The following is a 20696-nucleotide window of genomic DNA, read 5'->3' as shown; positions in this document are numbered from 1 at the left end:
AAGTTATGCGGTAAATTACATATTGATTTAATAATCATAAGATAAATCTGTTTACTTGATAACGCTTACTGAAGTGCTGCTTCAAGCTCTTTCTTCAGCTCAGTGCCACCCAGTGACATGAAATCATTTATTTCTTTTTCATATACCGCTTCGAACTCTGCCGGTTTAGCCATCGCAGTTTTCACAATAAGCACTTTCAACTTATCATTTAGCGCTGTACCATATTTAGATTCTGCTTCAATTGGTTTGCTGAAGATAACCGGGCCGACCGTATCCGTATTAGCGATATCAATAGACTGTCTCATCAGTTCATGGTTACGTTCTGGGAAGCCTGCAATCCATGCGGCTTCATTGGCTGCCTGATCTCCAACTACTTTACCGTTGGCAATAATGGCCATGTCTCCACCGTTGTAGAGACGATCTTTGACATCCTGTGGTGCATCATCTTTAACAACTGGAACACCATCAACCATATCGTAATTTTCACCTTCGACACCCGTGTTCATCTCCAGCAAGTTCGTTCCAGAAGCCATCCAGTCTAGATATTTCACTGCTTCAACGGAACGTTTGCTGCTTTTTGGAATCATGATGTACATACCGTTGCTACCATAACGTGATTTGATGTGTTTATTGTCTACATTCGAGTTGGTGTAAGCGTCAACTGCTACAACTTTGCTATCCGGTACATTTTTATACAAATTATCAAGCATACCATCTGCATACAGAATCTGACCTACGTCCTCAGACATGTAGCCAATATTACCGTTCTGGAAGTCTTTGACCAATTGCGTTTTTTCTTCATCAAGACTGAAGTCTTTGCTGATCAGACCTTCATTGTAAAGCTTGTTAAGGAACTGCATCGCATCTTTGAAGCCATCATGCAATGGTAGCTCGTAACGCTGACTGTACGTAAGCCCATCTTGTACGGGTTTAATGAAGGAGTAAATCAGTGTTTCGTACTGCGCTGGGGCAAGTGCCATACCCATTGGGATGTTTTTGCTGCCCAGATTGCCCGGATCTTTCTCTTTGAATGCTTTCAACGTTTCGTACAGCTCATCCGTTGTCGTTGGAGCTTCCATGCCGACTTTATCGAGCCAATCCTGGCGGATATATGAGTTGTAACGAGCCGTAATGGCACGTTTACCCGGAATAGCGAATTGCTGACCTTCAAGCTGACCGAATTTCAACAGGTCATCGCCGAGATATTCTTTTAAGTTAGGTGCATGTTCATTAAGAAGTTCACCTACGTCAGTTAGACCACCTTGCTGAGCATAACGGTAGAACACACTGGAGTCGTATACAAACACAATATCTGGAACGTCACTGGGGCTGGCCATTAACACGTTGAGCTTGGTTGTTTCTTCTGACCGTTGAACAGGTACGAATTGCACATCAATGTTATTCGGATCGCCGAATTTCTCTTGAACAAATTTAGTTAAGTAGTTGTTCGTAATCGTATGTGGAGAAGGACTGTTACCACGATCGAAAACCTCCACTTTCAAAGTAACACGCTCACCATTAGTTGTTGCCCCGCCTTCTGCTGATTCTTTTTCTGATGCAGACGAGCACCCCGCAAGTAAGGACACTCCCATTACTACCGTAAGTGCCAGACCCATCCATTTCTTCTTACTCCCTTTGGTTGCTTTTCCAATCATTTTGTCATCCCCTTTTACTTTGCGTGAATGTTTAAGGCTTGCTCCGAGTATTCCACATCTTTCCGACCTCTAGCAATAAACCAATTTCGGAAGCGCTTACAAACGGATTATGGTTTATATGTTAAGCACATTTTCGCAGACTGATTATTTTCCCAAAGCTGCGCTGCTCTAGGCTGTGATGGCTCACAACACCTCACGACTCGGAACTGCCTGTCCCCATTCGGATAAACCATTTTCACACACTGCCTATATTCGTAAACGAGAAAAAACAGGAATATTAGCTTGCTATCCTGCGAAAACAGTTGCATCGATCTCGGATACCAGAGAACTGTTCAACGAAAACAGGGCGAACCTCTGCAAGCCTGCTCTCCTGGTGGAAAGTGACTGCATGAAATTCACCCTGTCTATCCTGATGTACAGATCTCAGAATATGATCACTTTTGCGTTACTCTTCGGGTTCTCGATGTTCACGTTTCAAACGACGATAATCTCCTGGTGTAATGCCCGTTACCCGCTTAAATACACGTCCCAACGTAATTCCATTTGCATACCCAACCTTCAGGGCAATATCCTGCAAAGAGTAATCCGTATTGAGCAGAAGCTGCTCCGTCTCCTTCATGCGCAGCTCTGTAACAAAATCAACAAACTTCATGTTGAATTCTGTCTTGAACAAATAACTCGCATGTTTGCCCGTAATCTGGAATCGGTCGCTCAGATGTTTCAATGAAAGATCCGGATTCGCAAACTGTTCTTCGATATAATTTTTCATTTCGTTGACCATGGCTTTGTAACTCTTGGTTTCCGTTACCGCCACATATGTTCTAAACAAGTCTGTCAGACCTTCGAACAAAAGATTTTTCACATCCGTAAGCGTCTCTGCCTCTTCCACAGTACTTAACCATCTGTTGATGTTTTCTTCGGACAGCTCTTCCTGGAGCCCTTCCGACATCATGGCCACCTCTCGGCTGAGCATCTGTAACATGGCTTGAATCAGAGAACGAATCTCGTCATCCGGCAGTTTGTTTTTTTCAAATGCTGTAAAGATCTCCTCCAACTGTTCCCGCCACTGTCCACTCGACATCCGGAACCGCTTAACAAAGTCCGCAATCATCTGCAAATAAGTATAGGTATCCAGTAAAGGATGCTGTGGTTCGCCGCAATCGGCTTGGCCGACATCTCCATTCATCAACAGTTTGCGTTGCATTACCGCTTCTGCGGCCGCATAGGAATCTCGTATTGCACCAACTCCCTGAGCAATAGGTCCAATACCGAAGCTTAAGGAAATACGTAGATTTTGTTCTACCCAGGATTTGCATTCCTCAGCTACAACACGAATCTGCCCAGACATGTCCAGGTTGTTATCACTCTGTTCTTTGAACATAAAAAGGATCGCAATTCGATCTACACTAATCCATTCCGTCCAGCATTGTACTCCCGTATTACGTGACAGCTCTTGCAAAACGTTCATCAAGGCAAACTTCAGCGTATTTTGTTCACCTCTCGTGTACCTCTCCTGAAAACCCTTCTCATAACGGTTAATCTCTCCAACAACAACGACAAAGCGCGACGAGTCATACACATCATTCAGTGGAGAAAGCTCTTTTAATTGCTCTGCTGCGTTTTCCATGTGTTCCCCATGCAACAGGGCATTGAACAACTTGCTGCGCTGCATGAGTACATTTTCCCTGCTTTTCTTGTCATAATCCATCATATGATTAATCAGATTTTCAAGCACACCGTCAATCATCTTCATCTCATCCGTGCGAGCCCCCGAGTGTTCAAACGCCCGAATCTGATGAGACTCAATCCGGTTCATGATGATCTGAATGGGTTTATAGTTACGGCGAGTAATGTACACGATATACACAATCGCACAGAGGACAGTCACAATCGCAATGATTACCCATACATAAGACACGACAGATACCCAGCCAAATAAGTTGCCGGCTTTAATTCCACTGGATATTGTCCAGCCTAGTCTTTCTAGCGGTAGCGTATTCAGTTCCTGACCGTCTATCGAGCCTTCTTGGTCCGAGTGTGCATTGTAGACAACCTTACCGTCCCGATCCGTAATTGTCAGGAACGAGAGCTGACCATTAACCATACTGTCTACGCTCTGTTCAATGCTGCTCATCTTGATATTAATGACCAGTGTACCCTGAGAGCCAAAAGGCAAAGGCATATCCTTGTTCACCGTTAATACACGAATCGGGGTACGCTGAACAGAGTCCGCATCGAATTCACGGACCGGCTGCCAGCCTGAACCGATAGAACCAGCTGCCATCTGATCAATCCATGCCTTATCCGAGAAACTTTCCACTTCTCTGGAACCACTTACGGTCAGTACATGTTTATTTCGCTTGTCATACAGATAGATGGATTGAATCCATGAGGACGAATTGGTTAGCTCACGTAAACTCTGCGCAACCGCATATACCGTGTCTGAGCTGGTCTGGTTTGTGTTATTAAAATAGAGTTTGTAGGCCTGCTGGCTCTGTGCCGTTTCAAGGATAGATAGTTCAATATCTCTGATTGTACGATCCACCGTGTCTAACATATAACTGGAGGAGATCCGGTCTGCTTTTTTCGTTTCCTCCTTGGAGATGTCATTAATGAAGACAAACGCGATGATAATGAGTATGGTCACCGTAAGAAAAAAAATCGGGAAATACGAGAACAGTAACCGGTAGTACCAATTACGAGACAATAGACCCCACTCCTCACTCCACGATGCCAATGTTCTCAGCCGTGGTTCTACTGTTCAGCATCCATCTCACCTCAGGGCTGAATACTATATGATAACGCTATCATAACTGATTTTATGTTATTATAGCACAAGCCTCCAAGCAGCAAAGCAAGAATTGAATTCGCAGAGTCAAAAGCAAAAAACCGTGCTGAGCAGACAACAACTCAGACACGGATCAGTTAATCTGGGGCATCACACCGATAAATCCTCGATGCTCTAAATACCGGAATCCTTAAACAATGTGGCCATGGAGCCACCATCCACAATAATGCGTACGGCGCGGGCCAGCATGGGTGCAACAGGTAACACTTTGAAGCATTCAGGGTGATCATCTGGCAGTGCAATTGAGTCCGTAACCACCACCTCTTCAATAGACGGGTGATTCAATTTACTGACTGCCCCATCCGAGAACAACCCGTGTGTTGCACATACATACACATTTTTGGACCCACGTTCCTTCAACCCTTCCACGACATTCAGAATCGTTGTTCCGGTGTCGATCAGATCCTCAATAATAATGGGTGTCCGGCCTTCAACATCACCAATGACATGGGTAATCACCGATTCATTATGGCTTGGACGTTTCTTGATCATAATGGCAAATGGGGAATCCAGACGATTCGCCAGCTTCTCTGCCATCGATGCTCGTCCCGCATCCGGGGAGACCACGACAGGATTCTCGATGCCTTTGCTTAACAGATAGTCACTAATCAGATCCAGCGATGTCATATGGTCAACCGGAATGTTGAAGAATCCCTGTATGGCCGCTGCATGCAGATCGATCGTTACTACCCGATTGGCTCCAGCTGTCGTTAATACATCTGCTACCATCTTGGCCGAGATCGGCTCCCGAGGAGCAGATTTGCGCTCTTGACGAGCATAACCGTAATACGGAACAATGATGTTCACAGTGCGCGCTGAAGCCCTTTTAGCAGCATCAATCATCACAAGCAGCTCGACAAACAGCTCATTGATCGGATGAGACAACGACTGTACCAGAAACACATCACAATTACGGATCGTTTCTTCATAATGAACGTAAATTTCTCCGCTCTTGAACCGGGACAGCTTGATCTTGCCCAGTTGTACTCCCAGCTTGTCACATACCTGTTCTGCCAGCTTAGGGTTCGATGAACCGGAAAAAATACGTAACGAATGCTGCATAATGCCCTCCCGAGGGTTGAAATCCCTATATAATCCCTTATCTAAAAGGTTATTTCCTACCCTCATTATACTCCACTGGCTTATACATTTAAAGGAATGAAAGAACGATGACGGCCTTCAAAAACAGCGACCTCCGTACAGCCCAACTCATGTAAAAGAGCTTCAGCTTCGGGCAAATAATCGCCCAGCTTCATTGGGTCATGTGCATCAGAGCCCATGGTTAGTGGAATACCCAAGCGAATAGCTTCTGTCAGCATTCTGCGACTAGGGAACATCTCGGCACAAGGCTTGGATAATCCAGAAGCATTCAGCTCCATGGCACAGCCACTTTTGGCAATAGCCTGCAGCGCGGCGTTCTCCAGTGAGATACGTTCTTCTGTCTGCTCCGCTGAAGGAACAAAGCCAAACCGTTTAATGACATCCGTATGGCCCATAATATCGTACATGCCCGTCGCAGCAGCCTTGCTTACAGCATCATAATAATGACGATATACTTCAAGGACGTCTTTGCCCTCCCAGTGATGGGTCTGGCGGAAGTCCGTAATGTCCCATTCCCCAAGGAAATGAACGGAGCCAATCACATAGTCCCATGGATAACGCTCGATGATTGCACGGATCTCTGTTTCCCAGCCTTCAATATAGTCACCTTCCAGACCAACACGTACCTCAATCTGTCCACGGTAACGTTCTTTCAGGGAGAAACACTCCTCTACATAACGCGGCAGTTCATCCATAGGCATCGCCATTTCCGGATAATATTGAGCCTGATCGACATGCAACAATGGCATGTGATCGGACAATCCAATCTGGGATAGTCCGATCTCCACACCACGTTGCACGTATTCCTCCAGTTTACCGACTGCATGTCCACACCGCTCATGGTGTGTGTGATAGTCTATACGCACGTAACTCGCCTCCTAATCGCGGCGAGGCCGTTCATGACGGCGGCTCAGCTCTGACATAATGTCGTCCAGCGGCAGCTTGCGCTCTTGTAACAGGACGAGCAGGTGATACATCAGGTCACTGACTTCCAGACGAAGCTCGTCATTATCTTTATTTTTGGCGGCGATAATCGTCTCAGACGCTTCTTCACCGATTTTTTTCAGTATTTTGTCTACACCTTTATCGAACAAATACGTTGTATATGCACCCTCAGGGCGCTCGCGTTCACGCTCTGCAATAACGGATTCCAGTTCAGCCAATACCTCAAAGCGACTTTCGGAACTGGAACTTGCAGAAGCAGATGCCGCACCCGCTTCATCCGAAGCCTTGTCTGCCGATTTCTCTGGCAAACCAATGATTTCATTATGGAAACAAGTCACCGCACCTGTATGGCAGGCAGGACCATTGGGTTTGACCTCAACCAACAAGGTATCGCCGTCACAATCATATTTCAGGGAAGTAATCGTCTGCACGTTGCCGGAGGTTGCACCTTTATGCCACAACTCCTGACGAGAGCGCGACCAGAACCAGGTCTCACCGGATTCCAGCGACAACTTCAGGGATTCACGATTCATATAAGCCATCATTAAAACTTCACGAGTATCCACATCCTGCACAATGGCAGGAACCAAATCATCACTCCAACGAATGTGTTCCACAACCTGTTCCAAGGACAGCTGTTCCTTGATTTCATCACTCACTTTAGTCACGGATCTCCACCCCTTGTTCTCTCAAATGTTGTTTTAACGCCGGTACGGCGATTTCTTTGTAATGGAAAATCGTTGCGGCCAGCCCTGCGTCCGCTTTGCCTGTGGTGAATACATCATAGAAATGAGATTCCTTGCCCGCACCGCCCGATGCGATGACCGGAATACGCACAGATTCGGATACCGCTGCCGTCAGCTTCAGATCGAAGCCGTCTTTCGTTCCGTCGGCGTCCATACTTGTCAGCAGAATTTCTCCCGCGCCCAAGCTCTCAGCCTGTTTAACCCATTCCAGTGCCTTGATCCCGGATGGTTTCCGTCCACCATGCGTGTAGACCTCCCACTCGCCCCAAGCTTCATTATACTTGGCGTCGATCGCTACGACGATACATTGGGAGCCGAAGCGACGTGCACCATCTGCAATCAACTGTGGATTAAGTACCGCAGCTGTATTCACTGCAATTTTATCCGCTCCTGCACGGAGAATCCGCTTCATGTCCTCCACCTTGGAGATGCCACCGCCTACCGTAAATGGAATAGCGATCTCGCCGGCTGTCTGCCGTACCACTTCTTCCATCGTTTCGCGGCCTTCTACCGAAGCAGAGATATCGAGAAATACCAATTCGTCCGCGCCCTCGCGGTCATATAGCGCCGCCAGCTCTACCGGATCACCCGCATCGCGGAGATTAACGAAGTTGACGCCTTTGACGACCCGGCCGTCCTTCACGTCCAGACAGGGAATGATTCTTTTTGCCAGCATGCTACCTCTTCCTCTCTAACCGGATATCCTTTACTTGTTTACCGCACGTACTGCTTCAGACAGATCGATACTACCAGTATACAGTGCTTTACCCACGATCGCTCCACCAACACCATCATCCGCATGACGACTCAGACGAAGCAGATCATCCATCACACTCACACCACCGGAAGCAATAACCGTCCGTCCGCTCGCCTTGGCAAGAGACACAATCGCTTCCACATTAGGACCTTGCATCATGCCATCACGGGATATATCCGTAAAGATAAACGTTTCTGCTCCATATGCCGCCAGTTCCTTAGCAAGCACCTCTGCCTGTACTTCCGATGTTTCAAGCCAACCGCGAGTTGCCACGTAACCGTTACGTGCATCGATACCAATTGCCACTTTGTCGCCGTAACGTCCCAGTACTTCCTCTGTAAAAGCACGATCCTCAATTGCTGCTGTTCCAATAATCAGTCGGCTAACACCCAGACCCAGCAAACGCTCTACATCCGCTACCGTACGAAGTCCGCCACCAACCTGAACGGGTACGTTCACCGCCGAGGCAATCCGTCCGATCAGCTCATCGTTAACGGGATGTCCTGCTTTGGCACCATCCAGATCCACCAGATGGACGTATGTACCGCCTTGCTTCTCCCAGGATAAAGCCACTTGAACCGGGTCATCGTTATAAACGGTCTCCTGATTATAATCTCCCTGCACCAGTCTTACACATTTGCCGTCCCGGATATCAATCGCCGGATATAGGATAAAAGATGACATAGAAGGCCTCCTGAATATTGATTAAATTTGTACGCTTAATTACATACTGACGATATGAATTCTATCGATACGTTAGATTCCGTACCTGCGTGTTTAACTTCAGATATTTCTATAGGTTAGAAGAGACGCGCAATGCTCCATACCAGGCATGCAATGTTAACACACCGTAGCAGTGAGTCATCCGTCTCTAATCATATAAATTGAAATTCAACTGATACCTTTTTTCTGTGGACTGTGAAGACTACACATTAGTTCTCTTGCGCCAGTCCTGTCATCCACAGAACGTATACCAGAGATATTTACCTTTGGACAGGCGCTCCTGTCAGAGCCAAGAAGTTGCCGAGCAGCTTCATGCCAAGTTCGCCACTTTTCTCCGGGTGGAATTGCATACCGAAGTTCGATCCTCTGCCTACAATGGCTGTAACCGGATGTCCGTAATCCGTTACCGCCAGCAGATCGTCCCTGTTTTCAGTAAGCGCATGATAGGAATGGACAAAGTAGACGTGACCTGCCTCAAGCCCAGTAAATAGCGGGTTTTCGGCGTGTACAAATTCCAAACGGTTCCAGCCCATATGTGGAACCTTCAGTTCTCCTGGTGCGAATCGCACCACTTTACCTGGCAAAATATCCAATCCCTCATGCTCGCCATGCTCTTCACTTGAGCTGAACAACAATTGCATGCCCAGACAGATACCCAGAAGTGGCTTGGACCCGGCAGCGGCTTCCTTCACCACCGTATCCAGTCCACTCTCCCGCAGATGAACCATCGCATCACCAAAAGCACCTACGCCTGGCAGAATGACACCATCTGCGCCAAGAATCTCTTCCCGGTCACCCGTGACCAGCGCTTCGTAGCCAAGACGTTCGACCGCTTTGCCGACGCTGTGCAGGTTCCCCATACCGTAATCGACAATTGCAATCGCCATCGTCTACAACACTCCCTTCGTGGAAGGCACACCTGTTACACGTGGATCAATCATCGTTGCTTCATCCAGCGCACGTCCCAATGCCTTAAAGATCGCTTCGATCATGTGGTGTGTGTTCTGTCCATAGTGCACAATGACATGCAACGTAATCCGAGCTTCCAACGCCAATTTCCACAGGAATTCATGTACCAGCTCCGTGGAGAAACTGCCTACCTGTTGGGAAGGGTATTCAGCACGGTATTCAAAGTGAGGTCGGTTACTCACGTCAATAATGACCTGAGCGAGTGCCTCGTCCATCGGTACAAAAACACTGGCGTAACGCTTAATACCGCGTTTGTCACCCAACGCTTCTCGCAACGTCTGTCCCAGACAGATTCCGATGTCTTCAACCGTGTGATGATCGTCGATATCAATATCTCCACGGGCCTGCACGTTCAGGTCGAATTGTCCGTGCTTCGTGAACAGATCCAGCATATGGTTCAGGAAGGGTACATCCGTTTCAATCGTGGATTGTCCTGTTCCATCTACGGTAAAAGCCAATTGGATATTGGTCTCGTTTGTTTTGCGATCAACCTCTGCTTGGCGCACTGCGCCTTTGTTTTCAAGTTCCACACCATTATTTTGCTTATCCATTGTCCGATTCCGCCTTTCCTTCCTGTTCTAACCGTACAGCGATTGCACGGGCATGCCCTTCAAGACCCTCATGGCGGGCCAACTCTATAATAGCCGCTCCGTTCTTCAGCAGCGCTTCTTTACTATAATAGATCAAACTCGATTTCTTGATAAAATCATCCACATCCACCGGTGAACTGAAACGTGCGGTGCCATTGGTCGGAATAATATGATTCGGTCCGGCAAAATAGTCTCCTACCGGCTCCGAGCTGTACGGGCCGAGGAAGATCGCACCGGCATTCTCGATCCGGCCAGCGTAAGCCATAGGCTCCTGCACCATGATCTCCAGATGCTCCGGTGCAAGCCGGTTCACTACATCGATTCCTTCATCGATGGAATCGACCACAATAATCGCACCATACTGCTCTACCGAAGCAGCAGCGATATCGCGCCGCGGCAGCACTTCAAGCTGCCGCTGCACTTCGCCCTGCACGGCTTCCGCCAGCGTGGCCGAATTCGTGACGAGAATGGCCGATGCCATCTCGTCATGTTCCGCCTGCGACAACAGGTCGGCGGCGACATACACCGGATTCGCCGTATCATCGGCGAGTACCACAATCTCACTCGGCCCGGCGATACTGTCGATATCGACCGCACCGTACACCTCGCGCTTCGCGAGCGCCACGTAAATATTGCCCGGTCCACAGATCTTGTCGACCGGTGCAATACTCTCCGTGCCGTAAGCAAGGGCGGCGATAGCCTGAGCGCCGCCAACACGGTACATCTCGCTCACGCCTGCTTCCGCAGCAGCCACGAGAATGTACGGGTTAATACCTTCGCCGCCATTCGTAGACGGCGGCGTCACCAGAACAATCTCCGGCACGCCTGCCACCTGTGCCGGAATCACATTCATCAGCACAGACGATGGATACGCTGCTTTGCCGCCAGGTACATAGACCCCGACCCGCTTCAGCGGTCGGATGACCTGGCCCAGCAGGCTGCCGTCCGGCTGCCAATCCATCCACGAGTTGCGTTTCTGCTTCTCATGAAACGCACGAATGTTGGCGGCGGCTTGCCGAATCGCCGTCACAAAGGATGGCTCCACGGCTGCATAAGCCGCCTGCAGCTCTTCCTGCGGCACGCGCAATTCCGCTGCCGTCAGCTTCGTACGGTCCAGCTGCTCTGTGTAACGCAGCAGGGCCGCATCACCCTCACGGCGAATGTCGCTGACAATACGCCGTACCGTTTCATTTTGCTCCGGCGTACCATACTCTACTTCCCGCTTCAGATCAAACTCCCGTGCAGGTACAATTTTCATGCGTAAAACCTCCTTATCGCCTGTAATGCCTGCCTATTCATGGCCGATTCTTTTCTTTGTTGTGTCTCTTACTCTTGCTTTTACTTTTGCTTTATATGTTTCTCATCTATGTTTCCGAACTATTAATTTATCCCCGAAGGCTTCCCGCCGAAATCTCATTCGATGCCGGAATGACCTGCTGAAGCGCATCACACAATGCCTGGATTCGGGCATTTTTCATCCGATAACTTACCCGATTGGCGATAAGACGGCTCGTGATATCCAGAATGCCTGTCATCTCCACGAGTCCGTTCTCGCGCAGCGTCTGACCTGTCTCCACCAGATCGACGATTCGATCTGCCAGACCAATCAGGGGTGCGAGCTCAATGGAACCATTCAACTTAATAACCTCGACCTGCTGTCCCTGCTCCCGGAAATATTGCGAAGCAATCCTCGGATACTTCGTTGCGACACGTTGCTGGATGCCTGGCTTCCAGTCCGGAAGTCCAATGACAGACATACGGCACTGGGCGATTCCCAGATTCAATAGTTCGTACACGTCCCGATTTTCCTCCAGCAGCACGTCTTTACCGACAATTCCGATATCGGCAACACCGTACTCCACATACGTTGGAACATCCACGGGCTTCGCCATAATGAACTCCATTCCGGCTTCCGGTACTTCGATGACCAGTCTGCGTGTATCGTCCACGTCTTCTGGAATATCCAGCCCCGCTTCACGGAACAATTTGGAGGCTTTTTTATAGATTCGGCCCTTCGGCATGGCCACCTTCAGAATATCCGACATCTCAGCGTCCTCCTTCTTCAGATCCGTAAGTAATAACCTGCTCCGCTTGAACGGTTGTTGCTCCCTTTGATACAGCACTTGCCTCAGTCCCGTCTTCAGGAAGGAGGAGTGTCACTACATTTTGCCCCATACTGCGTAATCTTGCCGCTTCTGTTAGTGCCTCGGCCCGACGTTTCGGGCTATATTGGATAAGTATTGGTTTTTTCTCTTCAATGATAATGCCATGAACGCCATCAATAATTCGGTTGGTTTTCAGTGCAAATCCTGTAGCTGGCAACGAGCGCCCAAACTGTTGTAAGAGATTATCATACCGTCCGCCGCTACATACCGGGGAGCCCAGTTCTGCCGCATACCCTTCAAAAGTCATACCCGTATAATAGGAGAAATCACCGATCATCGTTAGATCAATCAGCACATGCTCGGATACACCGTATGCTTCCAGCACTTCGAATACTGCACACAGATGTGCAATCGACTGGGCTGCTTCAACACTTGAACTTAGCTCTGCCGCATGTGTGCATACTTCCTTACCCCCGCGCAGACGCAAGATCGCTTCAAGCTGTTCTTTCAACTTCGGCTCCAGATTCAATGCTTCAATCGACTGGCGATATCCGACATAATCACGTCCAAGTAACCCTTCCTTCAGTTGCTCCTGCTCAGCGGTCTGGCCTGGAATCACTTCCTCCAGTAATCCGTTCAGGAATCCCATGTGGCCCATGGCTATTTTAAAAGAAGACACGCCCGCTGCCTGCAAAGAGGCAATCGCAAGCGCAACAACTTCTGCATCCGCTTCAGGTGAATCGTCTCCAACCAGCTCCACCCCCGTCTGGAAGAATTCAGCCTCACGTCCAGCTTCCTCTTCAATGGAACGAAATACGTTCGCATGGTAGGACAGACGCAGTGGTAACTGCTCATCTTTGAGCATGGACGAAACGACGCGTGCAATTGGAGCTGTTAGATCCGATCTCAGCACCAGCGTGGTTCCACGGCTGTTCAATAATTTAAACAATTTGCGATCTGATGTGGAGCTCGCTACACCTACTGTGTCGTAGTATTCAATCGTTGGTGTGATGATCTGACGGTAACCCCAGCGTTCCATACATTCCAGTACATTCCGCTCAATCGTCCGTAGCTTGGATACTACATGTGGTGTGTAGTCGCGAAATCCGGTCGGTTTTTCAAAGCCTTTTGGTTTGGACATTGGTATTATTCACCCCGAGTCAGTAATTTAAGAGTGGTGCTCGTTCTATTTCAACAGGATTTATGTAGTGTAAATCCCCATTCTATCTTGTAACCCTGAATCACCGTAATGCTTCAAAAGCCTTCAACTATTGGTTTAGTTCAACCTTTATCACGTTATATTCTCTCAAAATACTTTCACATGGTAAAGTGCTAACAAACTAAAGGATATGGGATATAATAACATGAAATCCGCACTACCGTCAACAATACCGAAGCTTGATCACCCTTGGATGAACATATTGTTTTATACACACACTCATTACCCTCACCAGTCGGTATTTATATACGAAAAAAGCTGCCATCAGCAGCTTTTTACTTCGAATCATCATCATCGATCCATCTTCATTGATCACTTTATTGATTTAATGCACACTACCCTGAGAAGAATTATCCGTGTTAAAGACCGTCTCCTCCGTAGAAGCTGCCGAACCGGATAAATCACGTAGTGGATTGCCTCCAACAAAAGCTCCTGGTGCAACATCCTTATGTACGACAGCTCCGGCAGCCACAACGGCTCCATCTCCTATCGTTACCCCGGGCAGAATCGTTGTGTTGGCACCAATCAGTACATTTTCCCCGATAATCACCTCACCGAGCCTGTACTCCTTAATCAGATACTCATGAGCGAGAATCGTTGTGTTGTACCCAATGACCGAGTTTTCGCCGACCGTTATTTTCTCCGGAAAAAACACATCCACCATCACCATCAGGCCAAAGGCCGTATGTTTTCCCACCTTCATACCGAGCATCCGGCGGTAAATCCAGTTCTTCACCGATAGAATCGGACAGTAGCGTGACAATTGGATCCAGATAAAATTACGAACGCCCTTCCACGGACTCACTGTCTTGTAGATATGCCAAAGTGCATTCTGGTCCTCTACCGGATAGCGGGTTACTTTTCTCATGAACGTCCCGTTTCAATGCGGATGAGTTTCAACAAGTCTCTCATGTCGTGCAACATGTGATCCGGGCCATATCCGTTCAGGATCGTTTCTCCTTTAAGAGACCATGCAACCCCCGCCGAGAGAGCACCCGCATTTTGTGCCGATTGGATATCCACCGGACTGTCACCCACCATTAAGGTTTTGGCAGGATCTGCCCCCAGTTCCGTCATGGCTTTCAGAACAGGTTCAGCGTGCGGCTTCGGATTCGTTACGTCGGTCACTGTTACAATCGTCTTCATATACTTCAATAGGTCAAAACGCTCCAACACCTTTAATGTAGATGGACGAATTTTGGTCGTGACTACACCCATCACAATGCCGGCCTGATGCAGCGCCTCGACTACCTCAATAACATGTGGAAAAGGTCTAACCATCGCTTCATGATGGATATCATTATAGGCACGGTAACCCTTCACGTACTCGGAGACTTCCTCCTGGCCAGAGAAAGTCCGCATTTGCTGCTCTAGTGTGCCACCCATATGCGGAATAATCTGTTCCCGTGTCCACGGAGCTGAATGTTCCCATCCCCCCATGACGTGCTGGAATGAGCTGATAATCAACTCATTGGTATCAATAATCGTTCCGTCCAGATCAAACAATACCGTGTCAATCATGTTGCATTACTCCTTTTTATCATCAACTTGCTTGGATTCATCTTTGGCTGGAGGTGTTACCTTATTCTCTTTGCCAGCAACCGTTCCCGTATGCTCCATATCATCTGCAGGAACCTTGGACGATACAATCGGATCACTGTAACGAACATCCGCTTTGCCTGTCACTCTTCTCACCACAATGAATACAACAGCTACAATAATGATGCCAATAGCGAGCAGTTGCGAGATTCGTACGTTACCGTAAGCAGGATCCAGATATCCTTGTTCAAAGCCCATTGCAGTCATTGGAGACCACAGCCCGTTCACTAATGAAGCAACCCACTGCGGAGCCTGGAAGCCCAGACTGTCTGTCCGTAAAGCTTCAATGAAGAAGCGACCGATAGAGTACCAGATGAAATAAAACATGAACAGTTCACCTGAACGCAGAAACTTCTGACGACGCAAAACCAACAGCAAGACCAGACCAACGAGACTCCACATCGATTCATACAAAAATGCAGGATGGTGGAATACACCCTCTACGTTCATTTGATTCACAATAAAGTCCGGTAGATGAAGCTTGTCTCTCAAAAATGATTCTTCCACAGGACCGCCGTAGGCTTCCTGATTCACAAAGTTCCCCCAGCGACCGATTAACTGTCCAACGAGCAGTCCAGGGGCACAGATGTCAGCCATACGCCAGAAGTTATATCCTTTACGACGGAAGAAAATAACTGCACAGATGATAGCACCAATAAGTGCACCGTAGATGGCGATACCGCCATTCCATATTTTAAAGACATCCCAGAAATTATCCTTATAATCTTCCCACTTAAATGCTACGTAGTAGATACGGGCACCAATGATGGCAGAAGGCACGCCCAGCAGAACCATGTCCATGAACACTTCCTGTGGAATATTGTAGCGTTTGCCCTCCCGGATCACGAGCAGTAATCCTATCAGTGCCGCAGCACCAAGAATAAGCCCGTACCAGTGAACCTTTAACGCTCCAATAGAGAACGCAATTGGGTTCAACAGTAATAATGTATCCATTCATTCACACTCCTATAAATTCAATCAATCGCATGCATGACGAATGGTTGGCATGCCCTGCGCCTTAAGAGAAGCAGTTCATGTCAACCATTGGTCTTCATTTCCTTGTATAAAATATTTCTTAATCCATGTCTTCCATATCTTCCGAGATGGTTGCTGTCAGCTTGTTCGTGAATTGCAGTGCAGCATTCAGACCCATCTGTTTCAGGCGATAGTTCATGCCAGCCACTTCAATAATAACGGCCAAGTTCCGTCCCGGACGAACAGGGATCGTAACCAGAGGCACATCGGTATCAATGATACGTGTAGTCTCTTCATCCAGACCTAGACGATCATATTGTTTGTCCTGCTGCCAAGCTTCCAGACGTACAACCAAGGTAATCCGTTTGTTATTCCGAACCGCACCGGCTCCGAATAATGTCATGACATTGATAATGCCGACGCCTCGAATTTCGAGTAAATGGCGAATCAATTCAGGTGCTGTACCGTGCAGCTGAAAGTCTGACGTTTGGCGGATCTCTACTGCATCATCGGCAATCAGTCGGTGTCCACGTTTCACCAGTTCCAGTGCTGTTTCACTCTTACCAATACCGCTACTACCCGTGATCAGCATGCCTACGCCATAGACGTCACAAAGTACACCATGGATGGTTGCTGTCGGTGCCAGTTTCTTCTCCAGAAAACCGGTAATTCGGCTGGATAGAATCGTTGTCGCCATGTTGCTGCGAAGTACAGCCAGATTCTGTTCTTCACTGATATCAATCAGCTCTTGCGGAACTTCCAGTCCACGCGTTACAACGATACAAGGTGTCTCTTCCGTGCATAGACGTTGCATGCGATCGCGCCGCTCTTGCTCAGGTAACATTGCAAAAAAGGCTAACTCCGTTCTTCCAAGCAACTGTACCCGCTCTTGTGGATGGTATTCAAAATAACCGGCCATTTCCAGACCAGGACGGTTCAGATCATCTACCGTAATGACTCTTTTCAGTCCGTGAGATCCAGAAACAACCTCTAACTGAAACTGCTGCACCAATTCGGATACTTTCACTTTTTTCGCCATTTGTCTCTTCCTTTCAGCATTCGCTGTGCCTCTATGTACATCAGATCGTGTATCAGTTCTTTCCATTATTAGCGCATTCACAACATTAGGTACAGATGCATACCCTTCCAACAGTCCATTCTCTTAATCATAAGAAGACAGACCTTCAAATAATCTTAAATGAATTCCGGGCTGAATGCAATCGCGGCCTCCCACAACTATTAGTAAGAAAAGTCTTCTAATCGAAGCAGTATCAAGTATGCTACATTAGGGGGTCGCAGTTGCTTTTCTTGCGATTATCGAATTCTTCAGCCCCGCTGAAAGCTTATAAATTATAATCTTAAAAAAAGCCCCTTCCAGCAATAACGGAAGGGGCTCTCATTACAATGTATAATTGCGTTAACTGTCAGGTTCCATCGTCACCGAGGAATCTCAGTAATATTAGTCTTGAAGAAGTACGTTCACTTCAGTCTCTTTGTCAAAGATATGAACCTTGTTCATGTCGATGGCCATTTTAACTGTGGAACCATCACGAGTGTTAGAACGTCCGTCTACACGTGCGATCGTTGTATCGTTACCAACACCGCTCAAGTAGAGGAGCATTTCGTGACCCAGGTTCTCTGTAACATCTACGTGTGTAGAGAATACAGAGTTCGGGGATGCTTCCAGGAATACTGGCTCTTCGTGAATGTCTTCTGGACGAACACCCAGAATCACTTCTTTGCCAATGTATCCTCTAGATTTCAACACTTGTGCTTTACCTTGCGGGATTTCAACGTCCACGCCTGGAGCTACGAAGTGCAGGTTAGCACCTTGCTCAGCCAGTTTACCCGAGATAAAGTTCATTGTCGGGGAACCGATGAAACCAGCTACGAACAGGTTAGCCGGCAAGTTATACAACTCTTCCGGAGAAGCTGCTTGTTGGATGATACCATCCTTCATAACAACGATCCGATCACCCATCGTCATCGCTTCGATCTGGTCATGCGTTACGTAGATAACAGTTGTTTCCAAACGTTTCGCAAGTTTAGTGATCTCTGCACGCATTTGACCACGCAGTTTGGCATCCAAGTTGGAGAGAGGCTCATCCATCAAGAACACTTGTGGATCACGGACAATCGCACGTCCCAAAGCGACACGCTGACGTTGACCACCGGACAATGCTTTAGGTTTACGCTCAAGCAAATGCTCGATATCCAGGATTTTCGCTGCTTCACGTACACGTTTGTCGATCTCATCTTTTTTAACCTTACGCAATTTCAAACCAAACGCCATGTTTTGATATACGCTCATATGCGGATACAAGGCATAGGATTGGAATACCATTGCGATATCGCGGTCTTTAGGTGCAACATCATTAACGACACGGTCACCGATATAGAGTTTACCTTCAGAAATTTCCTCAAGGCCTGCGATCATACGCAGTGTTGTTGATTTACCACAACCGGACGGGCCTACCAATACCAGAAATTCTTTATCTTTAATGTCCAGGTTAATGTCAACTACAGTTGCTTTATCAGAACCCGGGTATTTTTTGAAAATATGCTCTAAACGTACTCCAGCCATGATTGTTGCCTCCTCAGAGATCATTTTGTAATCGAATACAATTTGTATTTTTATATTACCCTATCTGTATGAGGTTTGACTATTCGCAAACTGCACAAAAATATCAATGCTTTTTCGTCACTTTGTACATAAGCAGTAAAAACTGCACTAGAACAGCACTTTCGAAGTGCCTTACATCGTAACCAATCTCCTGTTTAATCTTGTCCAGACGGTACACCAACGTATTTCGATGAATGAAAAGTCGTTTGGCTGTCTCACTAACATTACAGTCCAGACTAAAAAAGGTCTCCAGCGTGGCAAGCGTCTCACTATCATTGAAGATTAACGTGTCCTTGCCTGTTTCCTGTATAAAGCGTATACGTTGTTCATCTGGAATGCTCGCTACCAAACGTTCCAGATGCAGATCCCATGGGAGATGAATGTGCTGCGTAACATGGAATGCTCTGCCCAATTGAACACTTTCTTGAAGAAGAGCAGTGACCGATACCAGTTGTTGTGCAGGAATGCATGGCAGGGATGCAGAGAGATGGAATACACCTGCCCACTCACTCGCGACCAATTCATGTAATCCCAGACAGAAAGCGTTTAGTGAATCTTTTTTGGCTTCCGTTGTATCTTCCTCGGCTTCTTCTGTAACAATCTCTTTATCACCCATAAAAATCCACTCTTGCTCCCCTAAAGGAATCAATACAATCTCCTCGCCAAAGTAACTCTCAAGCAACTTGTTCAGTTCCTTGGATCGTAAACGATGTGCATCAGGTGTATCCCCTTGTAGCAAAAACAGAATCTTCTCAGCATTCAATCCAGCAGCCACCACAAAGCGATCAGGAACACTTTCAGATTCCTGCTTGGTTGGTTGTTTGATCTGCTCTTTAAGCCAGAGACCCAGTTCAGTCAGATACTGCTCTCTATCATTTTCATATACTACAGGCTGTGTCTCATCAGCTAGTCCCGTATTAGTACGGATCAAAAGCTCAATAAACCGCCGTGTTTCCACAGTAATAGATCTGGCTACGCATCCCCAACACACGACAGTCTCTTCTTTCTCATTCATCCGAACCTTAAAAAAGATACGCTCTCCTGTATTCAAACTGATCACATCGGATAATGTACTTTGGGATATAGAGTGATCAGGTAACCCCTGAATCTCACCTTCATCACCAAAGGTATCTGAATTCCCATGAAGACCAACCAGATTTACTACGGATTGCGTCCATTCTTGTATTGTGATTTCATATTCGTCCAAAGTTGTGCCTATAATGACTTCAATTTGCTGTTTTAGATCAGGTATGAGCTTCATATAATGAACGTCACCACTCTGCATGTTTTCTATTAGTTTATCATATCTTGCACTGCATTAATAAATATCCATATTCCTTTAAAATTACATAACAAAAAAGAGCGACTAATCAAATTAATGATTAATCACTCTTTTCTTAAAGATGAGTCATGAAGGGCTCGAACCTTCGACACCCTGATTAAAAGTCAGGTGCTCTACCAACTGAGCTAATGACTCATAAAACTGGTGGAGGATGATGGATTCGAACCACCGAACCCGTACGGGAGCAGATTTACAGTCTGATGCGTTTGGCCACTTCGCTAATCCTCCAAGGATTAAAGGTGGCTCGGGACGGAATCGAACCGCCGACACGAGGATTTTCAGTCCTCTGCTCTACCGACTGAGCTACCGAGCCATATTTAATTTTTAGGATTAATGGCGGAACCGACGGGATTCGAACCCGCGATCTCCTGCGTGACAGGCAGGCATGTTAGGCCAACTACACCACGGTTCCAGGCATTAATGGTGCCGGCGAGAGGACTTGAACCCCCAACCTACTGATTACAAGTCAGTTGCTCTACCAGTTGAGCTACACCGGCGT

At 47.3% G+C, this 20696-nt stretch carries 18 protein-coding genes and 5 tRNA genes; all 23 read right to left on the bottom strand.

Annotated features, from left to right (window positions below; translation table 11 throughout):
* Positions 1-65: 65 nt before the first annotated feature.
* The 23 genes from NYE45_RS00830 to NYE45_RS00720 all read right to left on the bottom strand — a co-directional run bounded on the left by NYE45_RS00830 (position 66) and on the right by NYE45_RS00720 (position 20694).
* Positions 66-1655, bottom strand: a complete 1590-nt coding sequence (locus tag NYE45_RS00830; RefSeq protein WP_340015205.1) for an extracellular solute-binding protein — start codon at positions 1653-1655, stop codon at positions 66-68.
* Between the two features lie 445 nt (positions 1656-2100).
* On the bottom strand, positions 2101-4392 hold the full coding sequence (locus NYE45_RS00825; protein ID WP_340015204.1) for a helix-turn-helix domain-containing protein: 2292 nt from the start codon (positions 4390-4392) through the stop codon (positions 2101-2103).
* Between the two features lie 225 nt (positions 4393-4617).
* Positions 4618-5565, bottom strand: a complete 948-nt coding sequence (locus NYE45_RS00820) for a ribose-phosphate pyrophosphokinase (protein WP_036616184.1) — start codon at positions 5563-5565, stop codon at positions 4618-4620.
* Positions 5566-5645: 80 nt separating this feature from the next.
* Positions 5646-6470 carry a histidinol-phosphatase HisJ gene (gene hisJ, locus NYE45_RS00815; protein ID WP_340015203.1) on the bottom strand — a complete coding sequence of 275 codons (825 nt, stop codon included), beginning with the start codon at positions 6468-6470 and terminating at the stop codon, positions 5646-5648.
* 12 nt (positions 6471-6482) lie between these two features.
* Positions 6483-7208, bottom strand: a complete 726-nt coding sequence (gene hisIE, locus NYE45_RS00810) for a bifunctional phosphoribosyl-AMP cyclohydrolase/phosphoribosyl-ATP diphosphatase HisIE (protein WP_340017283.1) — start codon at positions 7206-7208, stop codon at positions 6483-6485.
* A 1-nt stretch (position 7209) separates the two neighbouring features.
* Positions 7210-7971 carry an imidazole glycerol phosphate synthase subunit HisF gene (gene hisF, locus NYE45_RS00805; RefSeq protein WP_017691268.1) on the bottom strand — a complete coding sequence of 254 codons (762 nt, stop codon included), beginning with the start codon at positions 7969-7971 and terminating at the stop codon, positions 7210-7212.
* A gap of 30 nt (positions 7972-8001) precedes the next feature.
* Entirely contained in the window at positions 8002-8736 is a 735-nt protein-coding gene (hisA, locus tag NYE45_RS00800) for a 1-(5-phosphoribosyl)-5-[(5-phosphoribosylamino)methylideneamino]imidazole-4-carboxamide isomerase (RefSeq protein ID WP_047841450.1), read from the bottom strand.
* A 299-nt stretch (positions 8737-9035) separates the two neighbouring features.
* Entirely contained in the window at positions 9036-9662 is a 627-nt protein-coding gene (gene hisH / locus NYE45_RS00795; protein ID WP_340015202.1) for an imidazole glycerol phosphate synthase subunit HisH, read from the bottom strand.
* Between the two features lie 3 nt (positions 9663-9665).
* The gene (hisB, locus tag NYE45_RS00790) at positions 9666-10295 is read right to left on the bottom strand and encodes an imidazoleglycerol-phosphate dehydratase HisB (protein ID WP_197997954.1); all 630 of its coding nucleotides are present in this window, start codon (positions 10293-10295) and stop codon (positions 9666-9668) included.
* Positions 10288-11592 carry a histidinol dehydrogenase gene (gene hisD / locus NYE45_RS00785; protein ID WP_036674768.1) on the bottom strand — a complete coding sequence of 435 codons (1305 nt, stop codon included), beginning with the start codon at positions 11590-11592 and terminating at the stop codon, positions 10288-10290. Before hisD ends, hisB begins: the two co-directional genes overlap by 8 nt.
* Positions 11593-11719: 127 nt before the next feature.
* Positions 11720-12379: an ATP phosphoribosyltransferase gene (gene hisG, locus NYE45_RS00780; protein WP_062837770.1), complete on the bottom strand. Its 660-nt coding sequence runs from the start codon at positions 12377-12379 to the stop codon at positions 11720-11722.
* Between the two features lies 1 nt (position 12380).
* Positions 12381-13580: an ATP phosphoribosyltransferase regulatory subunit gene (locus NYE45_RS00775; RefSeq protein WP_340015201.1), complete on the bottom strand. Its 1200-nt coding sequence runs from the start codon at positions 13578-13580 to the stop codon at positions 12381-12383.
* A gap of 403 nt (positions 13581-13983) precedes the next feature.
* The gene (locus tag NYE45_RS00770) at positions 13984-14526 is read right to left on the bottom strand and encodes a DapH/DapD/GlmU-related protein (protein ID WP_340015200.1); all 543 of its coding nucleotides are present in this window, start codon (positions 14524-14526) and stop codon (positions 13984-13986) included.
* Complete coding sequence (gene ppaX, locus NYE45_RS00765; protein WP_017691276.1) at positions 14523-15179, bottom strand: pyrophosphatase PpaX; 657 nt, start codon at positions 15177-15179, stop codon at positions 14523-14525. Before ppaX ends, NYE45_RS00770 begins: the two co-directional genes overlap by 4 nt.
* Positions 15180-15185: 6 nt before the next feature.
* A complete protein-coding gene (gene lgt, locus NYE45_RS00760) occupies positions 15186-16211 on the bottom strand; it encodes a prolipoprotein diacylglyceryl transferase (RefSeq protein ID WP_340015199.1) in 1026 nt (341 codons plus the stop codon).
* Positions 16212-16332: 121 nt separating this feature from the next.
* Positions 16333-17271, bottom strand: coding sequence for an HPr(Ser) kinase/phosphatase (gene hprK / locus NYE45_RS00755; protein WP_017691278.1), 939 nt, complete (start codon positions 17269-17271; stop codon positions 16333-16335).
* A 420-nt stretch (positions 17272-17691) separates the two neighbouring features.
* Entirely contained in the window at positions 17692-18816 is a 1125-nt protein-coding gene (ugpC, locus tag NYE45_RS00750; protein WP_062837775.1) for a sn-glycerol-3-phosphate ABC transporter ATP-binding protein UgpC, read from the bottom strand.
* 103 nt (positions 18817-18919) lie between these two features.
* Positions 18920-20116 (bottom strand): helix-turn-helix domain-containing protein, encoded by a 1197-nt coding sequence (locus tag NYE45_RS00745; RefSeq protein WP_340015198.1) that lies wholly within the window; start codon positions 20114-20116, stop codon positions 18920-18922.
* Between the two features lie 143 nt (positions 20117-20259).
* Positions 20260-20332: transfer RNA gene (locus NYE45_RS00740), tRNA-Lys, on the bottom strand.
* A gap of 7 nt (positions 20333-20339) precedes the next feature.
* A tRNA-Tyr gene (locus NYE45_RS00735) sits at positions 20340-20425 on the bottom strand.
* A gap of 12 nt (positions 20426-20437) precedes the next feature.
* Positions 20438-20510: transfer RNA gene (locus NYE45_RS00730), tRNA-Phe, on the bottom strand.
* Between the two features lie 21 nt (positions 20511-20531).
* Positions 20532-20609 (bottom strand) — tRNA-Asp (locus NYE45_RS00725).
* A 9-nt stretch (positions 20610-20618) separates the two neighbouring features.
* A tRNA-Thr gene (locus NYE45_RS00720) sits at positions 20619-20694 on the bottom strand.
* Positions 20695-20696 lie beyond the last annotated feature (2 nt).

Source organism: Paenibacillus sp. FSL K6-1318 (genome assembly GCF_037976905.1).
GTDB lineage: Bacteria > Bacillota > Bacilli > Paenibacillales > Paenibacillaceae > Paenibacillus > Paenibacillus amylolyticus_A.
Note: the sequence above shows the minus strand (reverse complement) of the source record. Positions and strands in the feature narration are given on the sequence as shown.

Coding starts and splice junctions, on each gene's coding strand:
- hisG (WP_062837770.1), bottom strand. CDS start 12,379: ATGTCGGATATTCTGAAGGTGGCCATGCCGAAGGGCCGAATCTATAAA.
- hisD (WP_036674768.1), bottom strand. CDS start 11,592: ATGAAAATTGTACCTGCACGGGAGTTTGATCTGAAGCGGGAAGTAGAG.
- hisB (WP_197997954.1), bottom strand. CDS start 10,295: ATGGATAAGCAAAATAATGGTGTGGAACTTGAAAACAAAGGCGCAGTG.
- NYE45_RS00745 (WP_340015198.1), bottom strand. CDS start 20,116: ATGAAGCTCATACCTGATCTAAAACAGCAAATTGAAGTCATTATAGGC.
- ugpC (WP_062837775.1), bottom strand. CDS start 18,816: ATGGCTGGAGTACGTTTAGAGCATATTTTCAAAAAATACCCGGGTTCT.
- ppaX (WP_017691276.1), bottom strand. CDS start 15,179: ATGATTGACACGGTATTGTTTGATCTGGACGGAACGATTATTGATACC.
- lgt (WP_340015199.1), bottom strand. CDS start 16,211: ATGGATACATTATTACTGTTGAACCCAATTGCGTTCTCTATTGGAGCG.
- NYE45_RS00830 (WP_340015205.1), bottom strand. CDS start 1,655: ATGATTGGAAAAGCAACCAAAGGGAGTAAGAAGAAATGGATGGGTCTG.
- hisH (WP_340015202.1), bottom strand. CDS start 9,662: ATGGCGATTGCAATTGTCGATTACGGTATGGGGAACCTGCACAGCGTC.
- NYE45_RS00770 (WP_340015200.1), bottom strand. CDS start 14,526: ATGAGAAAAGTAACCCGCTATCCGGTAGAGGACCAGAATGCACTTTGG.
- NYE45_RS00775 (WP_340015201.1), bottom strand. CDS start 13,580: ATGTCCAAACCAAAAGGCTTTGAAAAACCGACCGGATTTCGCGACTAC.
- NYE45_RS00820 (WP_036616184.1), bottom strand. CDS start 5,565: ATGCAGCATTCGTTACGTATTTTTTCCGGTTCATCGAACCCTAAGCTG.
- hisA (WP_047841450.1), bottom strand. CDS start 8,736: ATGTCATCTTTTATCCTATATCCGGCGATTGATATCCGGGACGGCAAA.
- hprK (WP_017691278.1), bottom strand. CDS start 17,271: ATGGCGAAAAAAGTGAAAGTATCCGAATTGGTGCAGCAGTTTCAGTTA.
- hisF (WP_017691268.1), bottom strand. CDS start 7,971: ATGCTGGCAAAAAGAATCATTCCCTGTCTGGACGTGAAGGACGGCCGG.